This is a genomic window from Zhihengliuella sp. (genome assembly GCF_031178195.1).
GTDB lineage: Bacteria > Actinomycetota > Actinomycetes > Actinomycetales > Micrococcaceae > Zhihengliuella.
Genome location: NZ_JAPSJL010000005.1, coordinates 14,991 through 37,662, shown reverse-complemented (window position 1 = coordinate 37,662; position 22,672 = coordinate 14,991). Strand labels below are relative to the sequence as shown.

Here is a 22,672-nt window from a genome sequence, read left to right as displayed (position 1 = left end):
TCGCCGTGGCAAACCTTCCACGCGACCCCTCGGATCCGCACGAAGTGCTCACGGCGTTCGGGAATGCGGTCTGCGACTCCACCGACCTGCTCATCGCTCACAGCAACGCCGGGTACTACCTGCCGGCGCTGGCGCAGGTCCGGGATATCGCGGCCGTCGCGATGGACGCCGCGCTCCCGACCGGGGACGGCACGGACACGCTGCTGGCTCCGGTCGAGCTCAGGGATTTCCTGACAGGTCTCCCGAAGGACGACGCCGGCCGGCTTCCCCCATGGCCCGAGTGGTGGGCGCGGGAGGACGTCGAACCGCTCTATCCCGACGCCGCTTCATTCGAGCGATCCGTGGCGGCGGCACCACGTCTCTCGATGTCCTACTTCACGAGCCGGTTGCCGGTACCAGTTGGGTGGGCGACGGGACGGCGCGCCTATCTGGCCTTCGGCCAGACGTATGCGGTGGAGCGCGCCTGGGCGACCGACTCAGGGTGGCGTGTGCGAGAGGTCCCCGGGGCGCATCTGGAGTTTCTGACCGACCCCGGCCTGGTTGCGTCCGAACTCGTGGCACTCGGTGCCGAGCTCGGTCTTCCGGAGCCGCCCCGGAGCTGAACCCAGGAGCTGAACCCTGGAGGGTTCACAGTCACGACGAGGCCCAGCATGAGTCCACTCGCCGCCCAGGAGCGGGGACCCGACGTGCCGACGTGTTCGGATGGGTCATCCGCCTTCCCCGTCATTCCGCAGGCGTTGGTCGGCGTGCTTCCGGAAGATCTGTACTGCGGAGCGGACGCGCGGGTGCTCGTCGCCGGCGAGCGAGTCTGCGATCGCGAGTCCGCGGACGACGTCCTCCGGGGTGCCCTTCTTGATGAACCAGAGCGGGGCAGTGATGGCCGATCGGCGTCGGAGTGGATCGGCCGCGGCCGCGAGATCGTCGAGTACGCCGCCGTCGATGGCTCCGATGAGAATCGGCCAACCGAGAACTCGTGGAGCCGCCCGGTCCACCATGTCCCAAGAGGTGATGGCGTCGTGCCGCTCCAAATAGATCGTCGCCAGCGCGGCACGCTCGCGGTCCGCGAGTTTTCGGCGGGCACGAAAATCCAGGACGCAGAATGCTGACAGGCGCGCCTCGTAGGCCGGATGCTCGAACAGCGTCTCGAGCTCCTTTTGCGGCAGGTCGACCGCCCACCGTGCGGCATCGAACAGCGTTCCCATCCGCACGCCGATGACGACGTCGTCGTCTTCCACGCGGTTGCGGATCTTCTCCGCCTCGTTCGGATCGGAGGGCGGGCTCCTGCGAACGTGCCCCGGCCGTTGACGGACCGCCCTCGGCGGAGGAGGATCCGGGAGGTGAAGACCATCCAGTGCGAAGGCGTCTCCCTGGCCGTCGACGAATTCGGCGATTCGAGCGCCCCTCTCGTTGTGCTCATCGCCGGGGCCACTCAGTCCATGGACTGGTGGACCCCGGATTTCTGCCAGGCACTCGCCGCGCAGGGACTGCACGTCCTCAGATACGACCAACGGGACACCGGGCAGTCGACGACCGGCCCGGCTGGCCGACCGGACTACACCGGCGTCGACTTGGCGACTGATCCGCTGCGGATCCTCGACGGGCTCGGCGTCGATTCGGCGCACTTCGTGGGACTGTCGATGGGCGGCGGGGTCGCGCAGTACCTCGCGGTCCACGCGCCGGGGCGTGTACGGACGCTCACGCTGATCGAATCGTCGCCGGCCGGGGGAGATGCAGGGGAACTGCCGCCGCCGGCCGCGAGGCTCGGACTGGCGGAGGGCAGCCTCCCCGGCGTGGAGGACTGGACCGACGCCTCGGCCGTCGTCGAATACCGTGTCGAGGCCGAGCGGCCCTACGCCGGTTCGCACGGTTTCGACGAGGAGCGTTGCCGGGCGATCGCGACTGTGGAATTCGGCCGGGGTCAGGACATGGAGGCGTCGATGACCAATCATTTCCTCGTCGCCGCCGGTACCGAGCCCGACCCGACGTCGATCTCGGCACCCACGCTCGTCCTGCACAGTGACACGGACCCGTTGTTCCCCCTGCCGCACGGCGAGGCGCTTGCCCGCATGATTCCGGACTCCGTTCTGCTTCGCGTCGACGGCATGGGCCACGAAGCCCCACCGCCCTCGCTATGGGAGACCGTGGTTCCGGCGTTGGCCGGCCACGTGCAGTCGGGAGGGCAGCACCTAGGGGTGTAGCGGTCAGCCATCACGGAGTCGACGAGGCTGCGGTCTGTGGACAATCTGGTCGAACCCGAGCTGCCCGAGTTAGGCTCGCCTCCACGACCCAGACTTGAGGAGCACCGTGGACGGGAAGGTCGAGGCATGGCTGGTCGACGCGGATCCCGCACTGCGATGGCAGGTCGAGCGGGACCTGCTCGGCGCACCGCCTGCTGTCTGGGAGGCGACCCGAGCCAGAGTCGCGACGGAGGGGATCGGCGCCGAGCTGCTCTCCCACCAGGACCCAGAGGGAACCTGGGCCGGAGGGGCCTTCTTCCCGTCGAGCTGGGAGTTCCGCGAGGATGAGCCGCAGCCATGGACCGCCACCACCTGGGTGCTCAAGGACCTGCGTGAGTGGGGCCTCGACGCCCGCGTCGTGCACGGCACCGCAGAAAAGCTGGACAAGGTCGTGTGGGAGTACGACGATCTGCCCTACTGGCAGGGCGAAGTGGATTGCTGCATCAACTCGTGGACGCTCTCCAACGGCCTGTGGCTGGGAGCCGACGTCGACGGGATCGTGACGTGGTTCCTGGGCCATCAGCTGCCCGACGGCGGATGGAACTGCGAGTGGACGGACGGCTCGGACCGGTCGTCGTTCCACTCCACGCTCAACGCGCTCATCGGGTTGCTCGACTACCAGCTCGCCACGGGCGACGCGGATCGGGTGCGGGATGCGCGACGCCGCGGGGAGGAGTACCTGCTGGCGCGCTCGCTCTTCCGCCGCCTCTCGACCGGCGAGCCGTTCTCCGAGCACGCGCTGAGTCTGGCCCATCCCCGGCGCGCGTACTACAACATCCTCGCCGCCGCCGATTACTTTCGGGCCGCCGGGATCGCCGACGGAACGGCCCCGGATGAGCGCATGTCCGAGGCGATCGAGATCATCCGCGGCAAACGCCAGCCGGAGGGCACGTGGCTGCAAGGACATCGCCTGGCCGGCGCCGTGTGGGCGCACGTGGACGTGCCGGCCGGGGAGCCCTCGAAGTGGGTGACGTTCCACGCGCTCCGCGTGCTCGGCTGGTGGGACCGGGAACGCAGCTCCCTTGAGTCGGGCGAGGTGACGGATTGCTAGCGCAGAGGCGGTCGGGATCCACGCTCCTCCGTTCCCTGGTTCGACGATTCAACCGAACTTGGCGAACGCGCGTGTCGGGTGCTTCAAGTCGCGGATCTCGGTGAAGCCCATCGCCTCGTAGAACGCCCTCTGGCGCGGCTCATCGTCGGTGAGGAGCAGTTTCTGGCGTACGTCGTCGAACGGCCCGAACGCTCGGCGGAAGAGCTCGCGCCCGACCCTCGAACGTTCTTGCGCAGCCACCGGTCGGCTAATCCATCTCGGAGATGCTCTTCATCGCCTTCCAGCCATGGGTCACGCCACCGCCGGCCCGCAGCGCCGCGGCGACCATGACCGCTTCTGCGACGTCGGCCTTGGACGCGCCGGCCTTGATGGCCCGCTTGGCGTGGTCCTCGATGCAGAAGGAGCACTGCGTTGTCACCGCGACGCCGATCGCGATCAGTTCCCGTGTGGCCACATCGAGGTTCCCGGTGTCCTTTCTGAACACCGCCTTGTCGAACTCGAACATGGCCGCGACCATCTCCGGGGCGGCGTCCTTGATGTCGGCCATGAACGCGGCCTCGTCGTTGTGAGTGTGCATGTCTGTCTTCCCTTTCTTCGAGTGTGCGCTGTCAGGCTGTTGGGCCGAGTATCAGGACGATGCCTGGCCGGGAATTTCGGTCGTGAGCTCTCCCGGTTCCACGCGATCGCTGAGAGTGAGGGTGGCCAGGACGGCTGCCCCGAGCAGGATCCCGGCGCCGACGAGCAGCGCCGTGCCGTATCCCTCCACGAGGGTCTGCGGCGTCGTGCTGTCCGCCCTCGCCGTGACGCCTGCGGCGACTCCGGCCAGAACTGCCAGACCGAGCGCGACGCCGAGCTGCTGTGCCGAGTTGAGCAAGGCCGAGGCGATGCCGGCCTTGTCTCCGTCGACGTCGTACACGGCAGCCTGCGTGAGCGCGATGACGCCGAGCCCGAAACCGAAGGCGATGACGAGCATCGCCGGCGCCATTCCCGTCCAGTAGGCCGTGTCGACGGTGATCCGGGAGAACCAGAAGGCGCCGGCCGCGCCGAGCAGGGCGCCGAGGGCGGCCACCCGGCGCGGGGCGACCTTCAGCAGCAGCTTGGGCGCGACACCGGCGCCGAGGACTATGCCGATCGCGAAGGGGAGCCACGCGAGGCCGGTCAGCAGCGGGCTGTACTCGCGGACCTGCTGCAGGTAGAGCGTGATGACGTAGAACGTGCCCATCGGGCCGATCGCGAGGCCCAGCATGGCCAGGTAGGCGCCGGCCCGGTTCCGGTCGGCGAACAGGCTCAGCGGTACCAGCGGGCTGCGGCTCGAGCGCTGGGAGGCGACGAAGCCGACGAGGAGAACCATCGCCGCGCCCAGCAGCGCGTAAGCGAGGGGATCCGTGAAGCCGCCCTCACCGAAGCGCGTGACCGCGTACACCAGGGACACCATTCCGGCGGTGCCGAGGACAGCGCCGAGAGCGCCCAGCCGTCCAGTGTGGCGTTCGGCCGCGACCAGCGTGCGGCTGCCGGCCAGCACCAACAGACCGATCGGGACGTTGATGAAGAACACCCAGCGCCAATCGAGCAGGTCGGTGAGCACTCCGCCGAGGACGAGCCCGATGACGATGCCGATCCCCGACATCGCCCCGTAGAGCGACAGCGCGGCGTCGCGCATCTTCCGGCTCTCGAACGTCGTCGTGATCAGCGCGAGGGCATTGGGGGCGGCCATCGCCGCACCCACGCCCTGAAGGGCGCGCGCGACGACCAGCATGGCAGTGCTCTGTCCGAGGCCTCCGAACAGGGAGGCCACGACGAAGACCGCGATACCGATCTGCAGGATGCGCTTGCGTCCCCACAGGTCGCCGACGCGACCGCCGAGCAGCAGCAGTGAGCCGAACGCGAGGATGTAGGCGTTGACCACCCACGGCAGGTGCACGGGCTGGACCTCGAGCTCGGTCTGGATGCTGGGCAGGGCGATGTTCACGATCGAGTCGTCGAGCACCAGCATCAGCTGGGCCGTCGCAATCACCAGCAGGGGTACGAGACCTCGGCGGGTCATTGTCGGTGCTGTCATTCTCTTCTCCTTCTTCGCACGGGCGGGGCCCGTCCGACGACGTATGCGGGGCCCGTCCGACGACGTATGCGGCGCTCGCGGGTGCCGTTCAGTCCTGGCACGCCGAGAGGAGAATATACCCATAGGGGGTATAGGTGTCGAACGTGCCCGAGTCGAGGTCCGTCGGGCCGCCACGGGCACCGCGCCCGGCCCGACGTTGGTCGAGGGTGGCGAGGGGTTCAGTCGTTGGCGCGTCCCTGCGCGGCCGAACTGACGAGATCGCTCTTGGGCAGCGGCTCGCCTGCTCGCAGTGCGCCGGACCAGGTCTGGGTGTCCGCTACGGCCGCCCAGTTCGAGTGGAGCAGAGCCATGAGCGTCTCGTGGACTTCGCGGGCGGGCACCCTGCCGGCGTCGTTCGCGAGGTCGATGGCGCCCGTGGCGTCGGAGAGGACTTCGACGGCGATGCCCAGCGGCTCGGCGGCGGCCGCGGATGCGAGAACGCAGTTGTTAGTCATGTAGCCGACGAGGGTGATGGTGTCGACGCCTTGCTCGTGCAGCCAATCCTCGAGACCAGTGCCGGCGAAGATGCTCGAGAACTCCTTGCGGATGCGCTTGGCCGCCTGCTCCTCGTAGGCGGCGACGTTCGGGTGGTTCCGCCAGGTCGCCGACTCGGCGGCGAAGACCGGGGCCTCCGCGGGGAGCTCGTGCTGGACGAGCACGATCGGCGCGCCCGCCTGCTCGGCGGACTCGATCGCTACGCGAATGCGGGCGATCGATTCGTCGCGGACCGGGTACTGGATCGGGAGGAGGCCCTCGAAGTACTCCTGCTGGGCGTCGATGACGATGAGGGCGCGGCGTGGTGCGGACATGTGGTGCTCCATTCGATGGTGGGTTGAGGTGGGATTGGTCTGGTCGGGCAGTTGCGGGGGAGGCCGTAGTGGTCGGCGATGAGCCCGATGCCGCGCTCGTCGAGGGCGGCCGAGTGCCTGCCGACGACGAGCATGAGCTCGTCCGCGCCGGTCCGCGCCTGCAGCGCCTCGAGGCGGGCGGCGACGGTCGCGGGGGCGCCATGGAAGGTACGAGCGGTGTAGGCGTCCAGGATCTGGCGCTCCTGCGCGGTGGCCTTGTATGCCTCCACCTCCTCGGGCGGCAGGAGCAGGCAGCCCTCCCGCTTGAACATGCGGAGCATTGCCATCGCGGACGTCGCCGCCTGGCGCCCGGCCGCGGCGGCGTCGTCGCTGATGGCGGCGGGCACGCTGATCAGCGTGCGCGGCTCGGCGAGGGCCTCGGAGGGCTGGAACGCCTCCCGATAGAGACGCAGCGCCGTGTCGACGTCAGCGTCGCCGAACTGCAGGGCGAAAGCGTAGGGGCGACCCAGTTGCGCGGCCAGCCGTGCCGAGTACAGCGACGAGCCGAGGATCCAGGGTTCGGGCCCCATCGCCGCGTCCGTGACCCGGTTCTGTTCCGCCTGCCACGGGCCGGGCACGGCGTGGACGTTCTGATAGGCGTGACCGGGTGGAAACTCGCCCCGCAGGAAGCCGAGCAGATCGAGGACCTGCTGCGCGAACCCCTCGTTGGCATCCGCGCCGCGGCGGAGGGCGGCGGCCGTCGCCCCGTCGGTGCCGGGGGCTCGTCCCAGCCCCAGATCGATCCGGCCGGGGGCCAGCGCCTCCAGCATGCCGAACTGCTCGGAGACCAGCAGTGGCGCATGGTTCGGCAGCATCACCCCGCCCGCGCCGAGGCGGATACGCGCCGTCTCGGGGATGAGTCGGGCGACCATCAGGGCCGGCGAGGAGACCGACGTCGCCGCCATGGCGTGATGTTCGGACATCCAGAAGCGGTGGTAGCCGCGCGCGTCCGCCGCCCGGGCCAGCGAGATCGTATTCGTCAAGCCTTGGCTGGCCGTGGCGCCCACGCCGGTTCCCCCGGCGGCCAGTACGGACAGGGCGAAGGGTGCGGAGCCCGAGGCGGGGAGTGGAGGCATGCGGGAACTCGATTCTCATGGGAAAAGATCGTCTTTTGCGTGATTGAGACTAGCAGGACTCTCACGGCAAAATGCAACTGATACCATGTGATTCATGTCCGAGATCAACCAGCCGCCCGCCCCGGGCTTCGTCGAGCACCCCAGCCTCGCGTTGGCAGGGAGCGTCAATGATCTGCCCGGCGCCAAGGGCTACGACGAGCTCGCAGACGCGGAGTCCGCCATGGCCTGGTTGGCGGCCCGCGAGCTGATCTCTCCGGACGCAGTGCTCTACGAACTGTGCCGCGGCAGGCTCGTCGGGCTGCGCGCGGACCTGCGGGCCCTCTTCGCGGCACGCGTCTCCTGCGAGGCTCCTCCGGCAGGAGCGATCCAGGCCCTCAACGACGCCCTGACGAGCGTTCCCGGCGCCCGCCTGCTCCGCCACGATCCTGTGGCGGGATTCAGGCGCGAGGCCGATCACCCGGCGACCCAGGTCGTGGAGCACGCCATGGCCACGATCGCCGAGGACGCCGCTTCGTTGCTCACGGGGGCGGAGGCCCCGCAACTCGCCGAGTGCGAGGCGGGGTCGTGCCAACGGTTCTTCCTGCGCACTCATGCCCGACGGCAGTGGTGCTCGAACCGTTGCGGGGACAGGGTCCGCGCCGCACGCGCCTATGCCCGTAAGCGCGTCGGAAGCGGTGTGTAGGAGTCCACGCCCGCAGGAGGTTCGAGGCTGAGCGGCTCAGGGCTCACCCTCCGTGAGGATGCGGCCCGTCCGACGGCACTCGTGCTGGTGCGGCGAACGCCCTATGAACCTCGTCGGACGGCTGTCGCCACGTCGGCCCGAATGCGCCTACCACGCTGGCCAGCTGGCGAATCCCGGTCCGTGTCCGGTGGCCAGATCATGGCGCGTTTTCGAACGCGGCGGACTCACCCCGAACAACTTTGGGCCTTCACCGGCCAGCTGCTGACGCGGGCGCTCGTGCGGCCCGATATTCCTCTCGAACGACGGAGGTGGTTGAATTCGGTTCCAGTGTCCGTGCCGAGAATCGGGTGAGTTGAGATGACATCCAGTGAAGCTCGAGATGACGTTACTGGGACAGCCCGGCCCGAGGGGACATCCTGGAGAGCCATTAAGTGGTGTGCGTACGGCGTCGCAGTTATTGCGTTCGTCCTTGCAATTGTGTGGGTAGCCGGCATTTTGGCCTCAGGTTTAGAGTCGTGGACGATAAGCGTCGGTCTGAATCCCACGTTCTTGATCTCCTTCGCGGCTACCGCTTTCGCGATTGGGCTGGCGGCAGCGATCTACCGCAGGCAAGCGGAAGAGGCCGTTTCCGACAGGGAGCGTCACAGCGCCCTCTTGGTCGAGATCAAGGGGACGTCATCCGCCGCTGCCGAGAGTGCGAGATCTGCCCATACCAATACCGACGAAATCCTGAGGTACCTCAACGAGGCGCAGCGGAACCGCACCGGGCATGACATGAACCCCTCGCGGGCCTCCGAAGTCACCGAGAGCCTGTCGTCAATGGTGGCGGACAAGGTTGCTCCAGTTCTCTGGGTCGACGACGATCCTGCATCGATAGTTCTGGAACGGGCTGCATTGCGAGCGGCAGGTATCGCCACCGTATGGGTCGACAGCACTTCTCGTGCGCTGGATCTCCTGGACGGCAATGAGTTCGGAGCCGTGATCACCGACATGGGTCGCAGGGAAGGGCCGCGCGAAGGGTACGTGCTGCTCGAAGCGATGCAGGATCAACGCCATCGAACGCCGGTCATCGTGTACTCCGGGTCGGACCGGCCGGAGCACGAGCAAGAAGCATTGAGCCGGGGATGTGCAGGTGCTACGAGCGATCCTACGAGGCTCTTCCAACTGGTGAGGCGCGAGCTTCAGCGAGACCGGGGCTGAAGACCGGCGTCCTTCATGCGATGTTGCACGCGCAGGGGCGAATCGGCCCCGGCTTCTCCGGGGTCATTCGGGCCCGGGGCTCCGGCGGTAGCGCTTGACCTCGGACCGCTGGCGCTTGGCCTCGATCCGGCGCCGCTGCGACCCGCGCGTGGGGCGGGTGGCCCGCCGCGGTGGGACGGGCACGACGGCGTCGCGCAGGAGCTCGGCCAGCCGCTGCCGCGCGGCCGCCCGGTTCCGCCACTGGGACCGGTGCTCGGAGGCGTCGATGGTCAGGACGCTCCCGGTGCACCGCTCGGCGAGCCGGTCCAGCACCCTCCGGCGCTGCACGGCGTCGAGCGCCGTCGTCCTGCCCAGGTCCAGACTCAGCTGGACCCGGGAGTCCGCGGTGTTCACCCCCTGGCCGCCCGGCCCGGAGGAGCGCGAGAACTGCTCGACGAGCTCCGCCGCCGGGATCCTGAGCCCGTGCGGCGCGCCGGGCCCCGGGGGTACGCGTACATCGTCCACAGCACCAGTGTGCCGCACACCGGCCGGCCCCGGGCGACGCGGGCCGGGTGGACGGAGGCGCCCGGCTGCGGCACGCTGTGCCCATGTGGTTCGATTCCTGGCCAGACCTCTTGCGTACCGTGCTGGTCGGCGGCGCCGCCTACTTCACGCTCGTCCTCGTCCTGCGGCTCACCGGGAAGCGGACCCTCGCCCAGCTCAACGCCTTCGACTTCGTGGTCACCGTGGCGTTCGGCTCCACACTGGCGACGATCCTGCTCAGCGCCGACGTCTCCTGGGCCGAGGGAGCGGTCGCCTTCGGGGTGCTCGCCGCGCTGCAGCTCCTCGTCGCCGTCATCGCGTCACACTGGCCACGCTTCAGGAGGGCGGTCACGGCCGAGCCCGAGGTCCTGCTCCTGCACGGGCGGATGGACCCGGCCGCGCTGCGCCGGCACCGGATGACCGAGAGCGAAGTCCGCCAGGCGGTCCGCCAAACCGGCCGCGGCGCCCTCGGCGACGTCGCCGCCGTCGTCCTCGAGACCAACGGGACGCTCAGCGTGATCGGCGCGCAGGACTGGGGCGACGCCTCCGCGCTGCAGGGGCTCGAGCTCCCGCACGACGGCGACAGGGAACGGCCCGGCACCGGCTGACGGCCGAACTGCGCCCCGCCGGTGGGAGAATGGCCGGATGACCGCAACTCTCGTCGCCCACGGCCTCGCCGGCGGCTACGGCCACCGCACGCTGTTCGACTCCCTGGACCTCACGGTCGCCCCGGCGACGTCGTCGGCGTGGTGGGCGCCAACGGCGCCGGCAAGTCCACCCTGCTCAAGCTCCTCGCCGGCGTCGAGGAGCCCCAGGCCGGGAACGTCACCCTGTCGCCGGCCGACGCGTTCGTCGGCTGGCTGCCGCAGGAGCACGAGCGCGTCCCGGGCGAGACTGTCGCCGAGTACATCGGCCGGCGGACCGGCTGCGCCGAGGCCACGCGCAGGATGGAGGCCGCCGCGCTGGCACTCGCCGACCCTGAGGCGGCGGCCGGCGGTGCGGACCCCGGCGACGTGTACGCCACGGCGCTCGACCGGTGGCTCGCCAGCGGCGCCGCCGACCTCGACGAGCGGCTCCCGGTGGTGCTCGCCGAGCTCGGCCTGGACCTGGACGGGCCGCTCACCGCCGACCGCGCCGAGCAGACGCTCATGACGTCGCTCTCCGGCGGGCAGGCCGCGCGCGTGGGGCTGGCCGCGCTCCTGCTCTCGCGGTTCGACGTCGTCCTGCTGGACGAGCCGACGAACGATCTGGATCTCGACGGGCTCGAGCGGCTGGAGGAGTTCGTGCGCGGACTGCGCGGGGGAGTGGTGCTGGTCAGCCACGACCGCGAGTTCCTGGCCCGGAGCGTCACCCGGGTGCTCGAGCTGGACCTGGCGCAGGGCGCCAACCGCGTGTACGGCGGCGGGTACGACGCCTACCTGGAGGAGCGGGCGACCGTCCGGCGTCACCTGCGGGAGAAGTACGACGAGTTCGCCGAGAAGAAGGCCGACCTGGTCTCCCGGGCGCGGACGCAGCGCGAGTGGTCCAGCCAGGGCGTGCGCAACGCGATGAAGAAGTCGCCGGACAACGACAAGATCAAGCGCAAGGCGTCCACCGAGTCCAGCGAGAAGCAGGCGCAGAAGGTCCGGCAGATGGAGAGCCGGATCGCGCGGCTGGAGGAGGTCGAGGAGCCGCGCAAGGAGTGGCAGCTGGTCTTCACCATCGGTGCGGCGCCGCGCTCCAGCTCCGTGGTCTCCACGCTCAGCGGTGCCGTGGTCCGGCAGGGCGAGTTCACGCTCGGCCCGGTGTCGCTGCAGGTCAACGCCGGGGAGCGGATCGGGATCACCGGCCCCAACGGCGCCGGGAAGTCCACGCTGCTGCGCACGCTGCTCGGCCGCCGTCGTCCGGACGAGGGGACCGCGAGCCTGGGCCCGAGCGTGCAGATCGGGGAGATCGACCAGGCGCGCTCGCTGCTGGCCGGCCCGGAGCCACTGGCCGCCGCGTTCGAGCGCGTGGTCCCGGAGCTGGCGTCCGGCGAGGTGCGCACGCTGCTGGCGAAGTTCGGCCTCAGGGCCGAGCACGTGAACCGTCCCGCCGGAGAGCTGTCGCCGGGGGAGCGGACCAGGGCCGGGTTGGCCGTGCTGCAGGCGCAGGGCGTCAACCTGCTGGTTCTCGACGAGCCGACCAACCACCTGGACCTGCCGGCGATCGAGCAGCTGGAGCAAGCGCTCGAGGGCTACGAGGGCACGCTGCTGCTGGTCACGCACGACCGGCGCATGCTCGCCACCGTCCGGACGGACCGGCACTGGCGCGTCGACGCCGGCACGGTGACCGAGGCCTGAGCGTCACGGTGGCCCGAGCTGCACCGTCGGCTGAGCGTCACGGTGGACTGCCCGTCACGCGGGCGCCGTCGTCGTGAGCCGCGTCTCGGTGGACCGGGCGCTCGTGGTACGGTCCTCAGGCAATGACTCGGGGCGCCACCAGCGGTGGCTGAGAGAGAACCCGTCGAACCTGATCCAGTTAGCACTGGCGTAGGGATGTCTGCAGCGATCCTCCGCGGGTCGCCCGTCGCGTGACGCCACGGGCGGCGCCGCCGAGCGTCCGCATGCGCCCTCGCCGCCAGCAGAAGGGCCCGCACATGACGACCACCCAAGCCGGTACCGCAGTCCACGAGGACGCCTCCGCCGCCCCCACCAGCGCACCGCCGATCGCCGAGCAGGTCGTCGTCGTCACCGGCGGCGCGCGCGGACTCGGCCGGAGCATCACCGAGGCCTTCCTGCGCCACGGCGCCCGCGTCGTCATCGGCTACCGCTCCAGCCGCGACGCGGCCGAGGAGATCGTCGCCGCCCACCCCGGGCAAGCGGTGGCGGTCCGGGCCGACGTGCGGGACCGCGAGCAGGTCGACGCGCTCATCGCACGCGGCGGCGCGGCCTTCGGGTCCCCGGTCGCCACCGTCGTCAACAACGCCCTGGTCGACTTCTCCTTCAACGGCGACGCCCGGGCCCAGGCGCACGAGATCGGCTACGACGCCTTCGCCGGACAGTTCTCCGGCGCCATCGAGGGGGCGGTGAACGTCATCCAGGCCGCACTGCCGGACTTCGACGCGCTCGGCTCCGGCCGGGTGGTCAACATCGGCACCAACCTCTTCCAGAACCCGGTGGTCCCGTACCACGACTACACGGCCGCCAAGGCCGCCCTGCTCTCGCTGACGCGCACGTTCGCGGCGGATCTCGGCCCGCGCGGCGTCCGGGTCAACATGGTCAGCGGCGGGCTGCTGCGCACCACGGACGCCAGCGCCGCCACCCCCGAGGCCGTGTTCGATGCGATCGCGGCCGGCACCCCGCTGGGCTCGGTGACGACCCCCGAGGAGTTCGCGGACACGGTCCTCTTCTTCGCGTCCCCGTGGTCCCGCGCGGCCACCGGGCAGAACCTGGTGGTCGACGGTGGGCTGGTGAAGAACTGATGGGGGACGACGCCGTCGCACGCCGGGCCCTGCACCTGAACCTCTTCGCGTTCGGGTGCGGGCACCACGCGGCCGCCTGGCGCGCCCCCGACTCGAGCGTCGACCGGCTGGGCGACATCGCCTACTGGGAGGAGCTGGCCCGCACGGCCGAGCGCGGCGGACTCGACGCGATCTTCCTGGCCGACGGCCAGTCCGTGGGCCTCGACGGCATCGACCGCGGCCCGCGCTGGTTCCTCGAGCCGATCACCACGCTCACCGCGCTGGCCCGGGCGACCGAGCGGATCGGCCTGGTCACCACCGTCTCCAGCACCTTCTGGACTCCCTTCCATGCCGCCCGGCAGCTGGCCGGCCTCGACCACATCTCCGGGGGCCGCGCCGGCGTCAACGTGGTGACCTCGATGACCGACGAGGAGGCCCGCAACCACTCCCTGCCCGGCCTCCCCGGCCACGCGGAGCGGTACGGCCGGGCCGAGGAATTCGTCACCGCGATGACCGCACTCTGGGACTCGTGGCCACGCGAGTCGATCCTCGCCGATGCGGACGGCGCCTACGTCGACACGGCACAGCTGCGGCCCGTGGACCACCACGGCGAGTGGTTCGACGTCGCCGGCCCGCTCAACGTGCCCCAGCCGCCGCAGGGCCGTCCGGTGCTGTTCCAGGCGGGCGCCTCCGAGCCGGGCCGCGACCTCGCCGCCCGGTACGCGGAGGGCATCTACGCCGTCGCCTGGGACCTCGAGTCGGCGCGCGCCTACCGAGAGGACATCCGGGCGCGCGCGTCGCGCTGCGGACGGGACCCCGACGCCGTCGTCGTCATGCCCGGGCTCGTCACCTTCATCGGCTCCACCGAGCGCGAGGCCCGCGAGCGCCAGCGCGCCCTCAACGAGCTGCTGCCCGTGGAGGACTCGCTGCGCCAGCTCGCGTTCTTCGTCGGAGCCGACACCTCGAGCTGGGACCTCGACGGACCGGTGCCGCCGCTGCCGCCGCTCGAGGAGTTCACCGGGCCGCAGGGGCGCTACGCCACCGTGCTGCGGATCATCGAGTCCAAGCGGCCGACGGTCCGCGAGCTCCTCGGCTACCTGGCCGCCGGGGGCGGGCACGCCACGTTCGTCGGCACGCCGGAGTCGATCGCCGACGAGATCGAGCGCTGGGTGGACGCCGGCGCCGCCGACGGGTTCAACCTGATGCCGCCGGCCCTTCCGGAGGGGATCGACGACTTCGTCGAGCACGTGGTCCCGGTGCTGCGGGAGCGCGGCCGGTTCCGCGACGGATACGCGGGCAGCACCCTGCGCGCGCACCTGACGGACGACGTCGGCCGGGTCGGCTAGGAGCGCCGCGGCCCCGCCGGCATCACGCCGGCGTGCGCTGGAGCTCCGCCGCCCGCTCCCGGTGCTCCCGCCTGGCCGTCGGGCCGAAGGCCAGGATCCCGCCGACGGTGGAGACCAGGAACAGGATCCCCATGCCGATCAGCAGCGGCCAGGGACCCACGAAGAAGATGATCGGCACGGCCATGGCCGTCACCAGCCCGCCGCCGAAGAACGGCTCGAAGACCAGCTGCTTGTACCCGAACGCCTCGAAGGCCGGGGACTTCGCCTCCGGGTCGACGATGCGCATGAGGATCAGGCCGGTCGCCGTGACGCCCATGGACTGGCCGAAGTCGCCGATCGCGCGCTCGAACCAGAACCGGCCGATCACCTTCGGGGCGAAGAAGTAGAAGACCGATACCGTGAAGGCGATGCCGGCGGCCGCCAGGAGCAGGAAGGTCGCCAGGTTCTCGCCGATCGCGGTGATGGACAGCGTGGCGATCGCCGAGACGATCAGGAAGTCCAGTGCCAGGCCCTGGATCCGCAGCATCATCTGGTGGTCGATCAGGTGGTCGACCTTGAGCGCCTTGGCCGCGGCCTGGACGATCACGCCGCCGAGCAGCGCGAGGGGGAAGAGGGGCACGCTGCCGAAGATCTCCAGCGTGACGCCGTCCCGGATCTCCGTGGTGCCGTAGGTGGCCGACTCGATCCAGCGCAGCGCCTCGAGGATCGCCCAGCCGACCAGGATGGCGATGGCGCAGATGGCCACGTGCAGGGCGAGCGGCTCGACGGAGGCGGGCCGGGACGTCATGGTGGCGGCCGGGTAGTACTCGTCGCGGCGGAAGAGCCCGCGCTGCTCCTCGACGGACGCGGAGACCTGCCCGCTGAGGAACTCGGTCCGGCCCGTGCGGGCGCCCCAGTTGATCAGACCGATCCCGATGACGATGCCGCCGACGATGCCCACCGTCGCCAGGCCGACGGCGAGGTCCGCGCCGGAGTCGAAGCCGAGCGACTGGAAGGTCTCGCGCATGCCCGCCGCGGTGCCGTGGCCTCCTTCGAAGCCCACCTCGATGAGCGCTCCCACCATGGGCGTCGCCGAGAAGAAGGGGACCAGGACGAGGATCGCCAGCAGCAGGCCCACGACGTACTGCCCCGACCCGAGAGCGACTCCGAGGCTGAGCTGCGGGCCGACCAGCGTGACCGCGCGGGAGAGCCTCGGCAGATCCTGCCCCAGGAACATCGTCGCGAAGACGACGCTGATCAGCAGCCCCGGCAGCGCACCCCAGACCTCGAGGATCTGCGGCGTGAAGATCCCGGCCTCGGCCAGCGGACCGCCCGCCAGCTTGCCCAGCACCTGCGGCCCGAGCACCAGGAGCAGCGCTCCGGCGACGATCGAGCTGGGCAGGAAGAGCCGCTGCACCCATCTGACCTTGACGCGGACGAGCTTCCCGATGATGAGGAAGGCACCGAGCACCAGGATGGCGAACCCGATCTGGGCAGGGGACATGTGTGAGTTCTCCTTGCAGTTCTCGATCTCTGCCGGGCCGCGGGCTGACTCCGGATCACGGCGCCGCGCGGGCTCCCGGCGGACGTGACCCGGATGATCCGGGTCACCCCGGAACCATACGGACTCCGGGGCCCGAGCGCTCTGCGGCGCGCGGCGTGGACCCAGAATCCGCCGCCGGAGCCGACCGGGCGGCCGTATGCTGTGCGCATGAACGACGGCATGAACGAGGAAGCACAGCGCGAACGACTCGGCCACAGCGATCTGGACATCGAGGATGCGCTGCTCGACGAGGCCGTGAACACCGTCGTCACCGGCGCCGAGCGGCTGAACCGCCGGTGGCCCGAGCTCATCGTGACCGGCTTCTTCGGCGGCGTCGACGTCGGACTGGGCATCCTGGCCATGGTCCTGGTCAAGCAGGCGACCGGATCGGACATCCTGGCCGGCATGGCCTTCGGCGTCGGCCTGCTCGCGCTCAAGCTCGCCCATTCCGAGCTCTTCACCGAGGAGTTCCTGCTCCCGCTCAACGCGGTCATCGCCGGCCAGGGCACGTGGCTGCAGGTCCTGCGCCTGTGGTCCGTGAGCCTCGTGACCAATCTCCTGGGCGGCCTGGGGTTCGGCTGGCTGATCGTCGTCGGGCTGCCCGACTACCACGGCACGATCATCGACTCCGCGGTCGGCTACCTCGACCAGCCGTCGCTGCCGGTCATGATCGCGCTCTCGCTGCTGGCCGGCGCCACCATCACGCTCTCGACCCGGATGCAGCAGGGCACGTCCGACGACGTCGTCGCGGCGCTGACGTGCATGATCTCGGGGCTGCTGGTCATCGGGCTCGGGATGCTCCACGGGGCGCTCAACGCGATCGTCATCTTCGCCGCGATGCTCGCGGGCGCGGACATCTCCGTCACCGACTTCCTCGCCTGGTTCGCCGTCGTCATCCCGTTCAACATGCTCGGGGGCCTGGTCATCATCGCCCTGCCGCGGGTGGCCCGCACCCGCCGCGTCCTGAAGGCGCTGCGCACCGGGCGCATCTCGCTCGAGGACCTGGAGCGGGAGTCGAGCGAGTAGCCGGGCCGAGCGGTGCTGGGCAGCGCCGAGCGGACCCTGTCGAGCTGAACAGGTCGAGTTGAACAGTCGGTGAACTCGGCGGAGGTCGCCCCACCCGGGGAATGCGTCCCGGTCCGGGGGAGTTGACGCCGGTATGCGAGCCATGACGTACGCCGAATACGGCGAGCCCCACACCCTGACCCTGACCGATCTGCCCGCCCCCAAGGTGGGCCCCGGCAACGTGCTCATCAAGGTCGAGCGCGCCTCCGTCAACCCCGTCGACTGGAAACTCATGGCCCGCGGTCTGGGCGGCCTGCTCGACGTGGCCTTCCCCGTGGTCCCCGGCTGGGACGTCTCCGGCGTCGTCGAGGCGGTCGGACCCGACACCCCGGAGTTCTCGGTGGGCGACCGCGTGGCGTCCTACGCCCGCAAGGACGTGGTCTCCGGCGGCACGTACGCCGAGTACGTGTCCGTGCCGGCCACGAGCATCGCCCGCATCCCCGAGGGCGTCGGGTACGACGTCGCGGCCGGCCTGCCGCTCGTCGGCCTCACCGCGCTGCGGTCCCTCGAGACGCTCGAGCTGACCGAGGAGGACACGCTCCTCATCCATGCGGCGTCCGGCGGCGTGGGCTTCGCCGCGGCGCAGCTCGCCGTCGAGATCGGTGCGACCGTGATCGGCACGGCGTCGGAGCGGAACCACGAGCGGCTCCGCGAGATCGGCGTGATCCCCGTGACCTACGGCGACGGGCTGGCGGAGCGGGTCCTCGACGCCGCCCCCGGCGGCGTGAACGCCGTCGCGGACTTCGTCGGCGGAGTCCTCGACACCACGCTCGCCGTCCTCGCCGAGGGCGGGCGGCACATCTCCATCGCCGATCCCACGGTGGAGGAGTCCGGCGGGCACTGGGTGTGGGTCCGCCCCGACGGGGCGCGCCTGCAGGCGCTGCTGCAGAAGGTCGAGGCCGGCGCCCTGCGCGTGGTCGTCGACCGCGAGTTCCCGCTCGAGGAGGCCGCCGCGGCGATGGAGGCGAACCAGTCCGGCTCCTCCGGGAAGATCATCATCGACGCCACGCGCTGAGCCGGGAGAGCACCCGGACCGCAGGAGCCCCGCCCGACCGGAGACGCACAGGAGCCCCGCCCGACCGGGCGGGGCTCCTGTGCGTCTCCGGCTCCCGCCGCCATCAAGCCCGCCTCAACTCCCGCGCGGAACGGCTCAAGATCGACAGTATTTGTTCGCAAGAGCCCTAGTCATACGAATGTAAGCGTTCTAGTGTGACGAATGGGGGATGAGCCGGCTCACAGTCGGCGGGAATCGAAGACACAACGAAGGAGCCCGACGATGCAGGACACAGGAACGTGGGGAAACATCGATTGGCCCAGTATGGCCATGAAGGTGGCTTTGGCCATCGTGATCTTGTTGGTCACCTGGATCATCGCCAAGGCGGTCAAATGGGCCGTCGCCAAACTCGTAACCAAGATCCCAGCGCTTCAGAAGCAGGGCGGCGACGGCCGGCAGGTCGGTGAATCACTCGGTCAGATCGCGTCGCTGCTGGTCTGGCTGTTCGGCCTGATGGCCATCCTCCAGCTGTTCGCCCTCCAGCAGGTGCTCGCACCGATCCAGGGCCTGCTCAACGGCGTGCTGGGCTTCCTTCCGAACCTCATCGGCGCGGCCGTCCTCTTCATCATCGGCTACGTGCTGGCCAAGATCGTCCGCCAGCTCATCGAGGCCGCGCTGGGCGCCGTCGACCTGAGCAAGCTAACCAGCAAGTTCAAGAAGCGCGACGAGCCCGTCGACCCCGTCGAGTCCGTCGAGCAGAACAACAAGGTCGCCTCCCTCGTGGGCAACCTGGTCTTCGGCATCATCATGATCGTGGTCTCCATCGCGGCCCTGCAGGTGCTCGGGATCGAGGCCATCTCCAACCCCGCGCAGGACATGCTGAACATGTTCCTCAACGCGATCCCGGCCATCATCGGTGCGGCCATCCTGCTGGCGATCGGCTACGTGATCTCCAAGTTCCTGGGCAACCTGCTCGAGGACCTGCTGCGCGGCCTCGGCACCGACCGTTCGCTGCGTGAGCTCGGGGTCGTCCCCGAGGGCACCAGCGCCTCCACCGTCATCACCCGCATCGTGCAGTTCGCCATCATGGTGTTCTTCGCGGTCATGGCGGCCCGCCTGCTGAACTTCCCCGAGGTCACCCGCATGCTCGAGGAGATCCTCGAGCTCGGCGGCGCGGTCCTCTTCGGCGGCGTCATCATCGCAGCCGGTTTCCTCATCGCCAGCATCATCGGCCGGTTCGTCACCAACAAGGCCGCCAGCGGGATCCTCCGCTACGCGACGATCGCCCTGTTCATCGCCATGGGCCTGCGCTACATGGGCATCGCCGACTCGATCATCAACCTCGCCTTCGGCGCCATCGTGGTCGGCGCGGCGCTGGCCGCGGCGCTGGCCTTCGGCCTGGGCGGCCGCGAGGCCGCAGCCCGGGTGCTGAAGAAGGTCGACGTCGAGGAGCTCGGCACCAAGGCGGAGGAGTCCGCGCAGAAGGCCGGTGAGAAGGCCGAGGCAACCGCGCGGCACGCCGATGGCTCGCCCACGGCTCCGCCGACGCCCCCGGCCGCCCCGAGTGCCGGCCCGAGTGCCGGCACGAATCCGACGCGCCGCCCCGGCGGGCCGGACTCCACCCCGGGCCAGGCCGGCCCGGTGATCTGACCACAGCGGTCGAACCGACCGCACGACCCCGCGGTGCGGGTGATCCGTCACCCGCACCGAACCACCGCAGCGACGGCGGCGCGCATCGACCCGGAGACCCGGGCGGCACGCGCCGCCGTCGTCGTGCTCGGCCATCGTGCTCGGCCGTCGTGCTCGGGCGCCGTGCTCTGCCACGATGGGCAGGGGAACGTCCGACGGCGAGGCGGGGACGGAGCACGAGCAGAGGAGGCGCGCATGGGATTCAGCCGGAGCGAACTGGAGGCCCTGAGGGACACGGAGGTGCCGGACCTGCTCCCGGAGGACCTGCGGCTGCTGCTGGTCGGGATCAACCCGAGCCTCTGGACGGCAGCGACCGGCGCGCCGTTCGCCCACCCGGGCAACCGCTTCTATCCGGCCCTGCACGCCGCCGGGATCACCGCCTACCGCATCGATGCTTCCGCGGGGTACTCGACCGCCGACGTCACGGAGCTCCTCGGCCGCGGCATCGGGATCACCAATCTCTCCCGCCGGGCCACGGCGCGCGCCGACGAGCTCAGCCCGGAGGAACTGCGCGACGGCGCCGACCGGCTCGACGCGCTCGTCGCCGAACGCCGGCCCTCCGTGGTCGCGATGCTCGGCGTGACGGCCTACCGGGTCGCCTTCCGCACTCCGCGGGCCACGACCGGGAAGCAGGAGGAGCGGTGGCCCGGCGTCGAGCTCTGGGTGGCGCCGAACCCCAGCGGGCTGAACGCCCACGCGACCACCGCCACCCTCGCGCGGGACTACCGCGAGATCGCCGAGCGCGCCGGCCTCGACCTGGCTGGATGAGGCGTGGCGGCTCCGGCCGCGCGCCACGCCGCGTCACGAAGCGACCGATTGAGAATTTCTTGTGACACCCCGCGCCAACCGCGGCAGACCGCGGGGGAGTGATTGAAAACAGCCAATCTGAAAGACTCCCTTGAGTTTCCGCGGCTCCCGGGGGCTCGGATCGCGCGGCATCTTCGGAGGGACTCCGAGGGGGCGATTGTTGCGACTGGATAACTTTCAAAGGGTCCTGATGAATCCCATATTCAAGAACCGCTTCAGGGGCTAAGGTGTCTCGTGTGAGGTAGACCACGTTGGGTGGTTTGCCGGGTCCGGCCCCGTGCCGGGGCCATCCACCATGAAACACAAGGAGGCGGAATGCGTCTGAAGCGTATTTCCATGGCAGTTGCAGCAGGTGCCGCGCTGGGTCTCGCGCTGAGCGCCTGTGCACCCACCGACGCCGGCGACGGCGGGAACGGCGAGGCCAACGGCGGCAGCGCGGACCAGTCCATCGCGGTCTCGATCGGGCCGAACGACTTCGTCAGCTACAACGGCTTCACGCCGGAGTCCTACAGCACCTACAACTCGGGCATCGTCGACCGGATGCAGGCGGGCTTCTACAACTTCGGCACCGAGGGCGAGATCATCCCGAACGAGGACCTCGGCTCCTACGAGATGGTGAGCGAGGACCCGATGGTCGTCGAGTACACCATCTCCGACGACGCCGTCTGGTCCGATGGGACGCCGATCACCGTGGCCGACGCCGTCCTGGCGTGGACGGTGCAGAACGCGAAGCTCACGAGCGGCGACTCGCCGCTCTTCAACTCGGTCTCGCAGGACCTGGGCGACGACGTCCCCGAGGGCCCGCAGGGCGACCCGGCCGGCAAGAAGTTCACCGTCGAGTTCGCCGAGCCGAACCCGGACTGGGAGATCCAGGTCTGGATGCTCCACCCGGCGCACGTCGTGGCCGAGCAGGCCGGGATGAGCATCGAGGAGTTCGTCCAGGCCGCCCGCGACGGCGACGCCGAGGCGCTCGCTCCCGCGGCCGAGTTCTGGAACACCGGGTGGCACACCAACCCGGGCACGCTCCCGGACGAGGCCCAGGTGCCGGTCAGCGGCCCGTACAAGTTCGGATCCTGGGAGGCCGGCCAGTCCCTGACACTCGTGCCGAACGAGAACTACTACGGCGAGCAGGCGGCCAACGACGAGCTGGTCTTCCGCTTCGTCGACCAGGGCGCTATGGTCCAGGCCCTGGACAACGGCGACCTCGACGTCATCGCGCCGCAGCCGACCGTTGACACGCTGAGCCAGCTCGAGGGCCTCGGCGATGCCGTGAACATCCACCAGCGCGACACGCTGACCTGGGAGCACCTCGACTTCAACTTCGTCGACGGGGCGCTCTTCGCCGACAACCTGGAGCTGCGCAAGGCCTTCGCCATGTGCGTGCCGCGCCAGCAGATCGTCGAGAACCTGATCCAGCCGATCAACCCCGAGGCTCAGGTGCTCAACGCACGCGAGGTGTTCCCGTTCCAGGAGAACTACGAGGAGGTCGTCTCCGCCTCCTACGAGGGCCAGTACGACGAGGTCGACATCGAGGGCGCCAAGGCGATCGTCGACGAGCAGGGCGCCGCGGGCACCGAGGTCCGGATCGGCTACTCCGCACCGAACCCCCGCCGCACCGACCAGGTCGCCATGATCAAGTCGTCCTGTGACCAGGCCGGATTCAAGATCGTCGACGCCGGCAACGCCGACTTCTTCCAGCCGGGCGGCACGCAGGAGCGCGGCGACTACGAGGTCGCCCTGTTCGCCTGGGCCGGCTCCGGCCAGATCACCTCCGGCGAGAACATCTACGCCACGGGCAAGCCGCAGAACTACGGCGAGTACTCGAACCCGGAGGTCGACGAGGCCTGGGGCCGTCTGACTACGTCGCTCGACGAGTCGGTCCACCTCGAGGAGACGAAGAACATCGAGAAGCTGCTGTGGGACGACCTGTTCGGCATCCCGCTGTTCGCCCACCCGGGCCTCGATGCCTCGGCCTCCGACATCGAGAACGTCGAGGGCACGGCGACCCAGGACCAGATCGTCTGGAACGCCCACGAGTGGCACCGGGCCGAGTAGTCCGCGGTTAGTGCTCACGAAATAGACGTGTGGGGCGCGGCGCACAGCGCGCCGGGCCC

General features: G+C 70.0%; 21 protein-coding genes, 1 pseudogene and 1 riboswitch. Of the genes and pseudogenes, 14 read left to right on the top strand and 8 right to left on the bottom strand.

The genetic code is table 11. The features are described 5' to 3' along the window. Positions 1-5: 5 nt before the first annotated feature. A complete protein-coding gene (locus RIN46_RS08720; RefSeq protein WP_309082335.1) occupies positions 6-602 on the top strand; it encodes a hypothetical protein in 597 nt (198 codons plus the stop codon). 105 nt (positions 603-707) lie between these two features. On the opposite strand, the gene RIN46_RS08715 is transcribed toward RIN46_RS08720, so the two are convergent. Next, on the bottom strand, positions 708-1,352 hold the full coding sequence (locus tag RIN46_RS08715) for a DNA alkylation repair protein (protein ID WP_309109456.1): 645 nt from the start codon (positions 1,350-1,352) through the stop codon (positions 708-710). Between RIN46_RS08715 and RIN46_RS08710 the strand changes: the two genes are divergently transcribed. After that, positions 1,338-2,198 (top strand): alpha/beta hydrolase, encoded by an 861-nt coding sequence (locus RIN46_RS08710; protein ID WP_309082336.1) that lies wholly within the window; start codon positions 1,338-1,340, stop codon positions 2,196-2,198. The two genes, RIN46_RS08715 and RIN46_RS08710, sit on opposite strands and share 15 nt — an antisense overlap. A gap of 106 nt (positions 2,199-2,304) precedes the next feature. After that, the gene (locus RIN46_RS08705; protein WP_309082337.1) at positions 2,305-3,288 is read left to right on the top strand and encodes a prenyltransferase/squalene oxidase repeat-containing protein; all 984 of its coding nucleotides are present in this window, start codon (positions 2,305-2,307) and stop codon (positions 3,286-3,288) included. A 48-nt stretch (positions 3,289-3,336) separates the two neighbouring features. Here the strand turns inward: RIN46_RS08705 and RIN46_RS08700 are convergent, their stop codons facing one another. The 5 genes from RIN46_RS08700 to RIN46_RS08680 form a co-directional block, all read right to left on the bottom strand. Continuing rightward, entirely contained in the window at positions 3,337-3,528 is a 192-nt protein-coding gene (locus RIN46_RS08700; protein ID WP_309082338.1) for a hypothetical protein, read from the bottom strand. A 7-nt stretch (positions 3,529-3,535) separates the two neighbouring features. Further along, positions 3,536-3,865 (bottom strand): carboxymuconolactone decarboxylase family protein, encoded by a 330-nt coding sequence (locus RIN46_RS08695; RefSeq protein ID WP_309082339.1) that lies wholly within the window; start codon positions 3,863-3,865, stop codon positions 3,536-3,538. A gap of 51 nt (positions 3,866-3,916) precedes the next feature. After that, entirely contained in the window at positions 3,917-5,347 is a 1,431-nt protein-coding gene (locus RIN46_RS08690) for an MFS transporter (RefSeq protein WP_309082340.1), read from the bottom strand. Positions 5,348-5,565: 218 nt separating this feature from the next. Beyond that, positions 5,566-6,195: an isochorismatase family protein gene (locus RIN46_RS08685; protein WP_309082341.1), complete on the bottom strand. Its 630-nt coding sequence runs from the start codon at positions 6,193-6,195 to the stop codon at positions 5,566-5,568. After that, a complete protein-coding gene (locus tag RIN46_RS08680; RefSeq protein ID WP_309082342.1) occupies positions 6,081-7,310 on the bottom strand; it encodes an LLM class flavin-dependent oxidoreductase in 1,230 nt (409 codons plus the stop codon). Before RIN46_RS08680 ends, RIN46_RS08685 begins: the two co-directional genes overlap by 115 nt. Positions 7,311-7,404: 94 nt before the next feature. Between RIN46_RS08680 and RIN46_RS08675 the strand changes: the two genes are divergently transcribed. After that, positions 7,405-7,992, top strand: a complete 588-nt coding sequence (locus tag RIN46_RS08675) for an ABATE domain-containing protein (protein ID WP_309082343.1) — start codon at positions 7,405-7,407, stop codon at positions 7,990-7,992. A 549-nt stretch (positions 7,993-8,541) separates the two neighbouring features. Then, entirely contained in the window at positions 8,542-9,192 is a 651-nt protein-coding gene (locus RIN46_RS08670; RefSeq protein WP_309082344.1) for a response regulator, read from the top strand. Between the two features lie 63 nt (positions 9,193-9,255). On the opposite strand, the gene arfB is transcribed toward RIN46_RS08670, so the two are convergent. Beyond that, positions 9,256-9,696 (bottom strand): alternative ribosome rescue aminoacyl-tRNA hydrolase ArfB, encoded by a 441-nt coding sequence (arfB, locus tag RIN46_RS08665; protein ID WP_309082345.1) that lies wholly within the window; start codon positions 9,694-9,696, stop codon positions 9,256-9,258. 83 nt (positions 9,697-9,779) lie between these two features. Here arfB and RIN46_RS08660 point away from each other — a divergent pair, with 83 nt between their 5' ends. The 4 genes and pseudogenes from RIN46_RS08660 to RIN46_RS08645 all read left to right on the top strand — a co-directional run bounded on the left by RIN46_RS08660 (position 9,780) and on the right by RIN46_RS08645 (position 14,481). Further along, positions 9,780-10,322 (top strand): YetF domain-containing protein, encoded by a 543-nt coding sequence (locus RIN46_RS08660; protein WP_309082346.1) that lies wholly within the window; start codon positions 9,780-9,782, stop codon positions 10,320-10,322. 37 nt (positions 10,323-10,359) lie between these two features. Beyond that, positions 10,360-12,035 (top strand): annotated as a pseudogene (locus RIN46_RS08655) (ABC-F family ATP-binding cassette domain-containing protein). A 118-nt stretch (positions 12,036-12,153) separates the two neighbouring features. Beyond that, positions 12,154-12,248, top strand: a riboswitch (TPP riboswitch). Between the two features lie 83 nt (positions 12,249-12,331). Then, the gene (locus RIN46_RS08650) at positions 12,332-13,156 is read left to right on the top strand and encodes a 3-oxoacyl-ACP reductase (RefSeq protein ID WP_309082347.1); all 825 of its coding nucleotides are present in this window, start codon (positions 12,332-12,334) and stop codon (positions 13,154-13,156) included. Then, positions 13,156-14,481: an LLM class flavin-dependent oxidoreductase gene (locus RIN46_RS08645; protein WP_309082348.1), complete on the top strand. Its 1,326-nt coding sequence runs from the start codon at positions 13,156-13,158 to the stop codon at positions 14,479-14,481. Before RIN46_RS08650 ends, RIN46_RS08645 begins: the two co-directional genes overlap by 1 nt. Before the next feature lie 22 nt (positions 14,482-14,503). Here the strand turns inward: RIN46_RS08645 and RIN46_RS08640 are convergent, their stop codons facing one another. Beyond that, positions 14,504-15,964 (bottom strand): sodium:glutamate symporter, encoded by a 1,461-nt coding sequence (locus tag RIN46_RS08640; protein ID WP_309082349.1) that lies wholly within the window; start codon positions 15,962-15,964, stop codon positions 14,504-14,506. Between the two features lie 207 nt (positions 15,965-16,171). Here RIN46_RS08640 and RIN46_RS08635 point away from each other — a divergent pair, with 207 nt between their 5' ends. The 5 genes from RIN46_RS08635 (at position 16,172) to RIN46_RS08615 (ending at position 22,613) form a co-directional block, all read left to right on the top strand. After that, positions 16,172-17,029, top strand: coding sequence for a formate/nitrite transporter family protein (locus RIN46_RS08635; RefSeq protein WP_375141899.1), 858 nt, complete (start codon positions 16,172-16,174; stop codon positions 17,027-17,029). Positions 17,030-17,171: 142 nt separating this feature from the next. Next, positions 17,172-18,083: an NADP-dependent oxidoreductase gene (locus RIN46_RS08630; RefSeq protein ID WP_309082350.1), complete on the top strand. Its 912-nt coding sequence runs from the start codon at positions 17,172-17,174 to the stop codon at positions 18,081-18,083. Positions 18,084-18,392: 309 nt separating this feature from the next. Next, entirely contained in the window at positions 18,393-19,712 is a 1,320-nt protein-coding gene (locus RIN46_RS08625; RefSeq protein WP_309082351.1) for a mechanosensitive ion channel, read from the top strand. A 234-nt stretch (positions 19,713-19,946) separates the two neighbouring features. After that, positions 19,947-20,519 (top strand): mismatch-specific DNA-glycosylase, encoded by a 573-nt coding sequence (locus RIN46_RS08620; RefSeq protein WP_309082352.1) that lies wholly within the window; start codon positions 19,947-19,949, stop codon positions 20,517-20,519. Positions 20,520-20,873: 354 nt separating this feature from the next. After that, on the top strand, positions 20,874-22,613 hold the full coding sequence (locus RIN46_RS08615) for an ABC transporter family substrate-binding protein (RefSeq protein WP_309082353.1): 1,740 nt from the start codon (positions 20,874-20,876) through the stop codon (positions 22,611-22,613). Positions 22,614-22,672 lie beyond the last annotated feature (59 nt).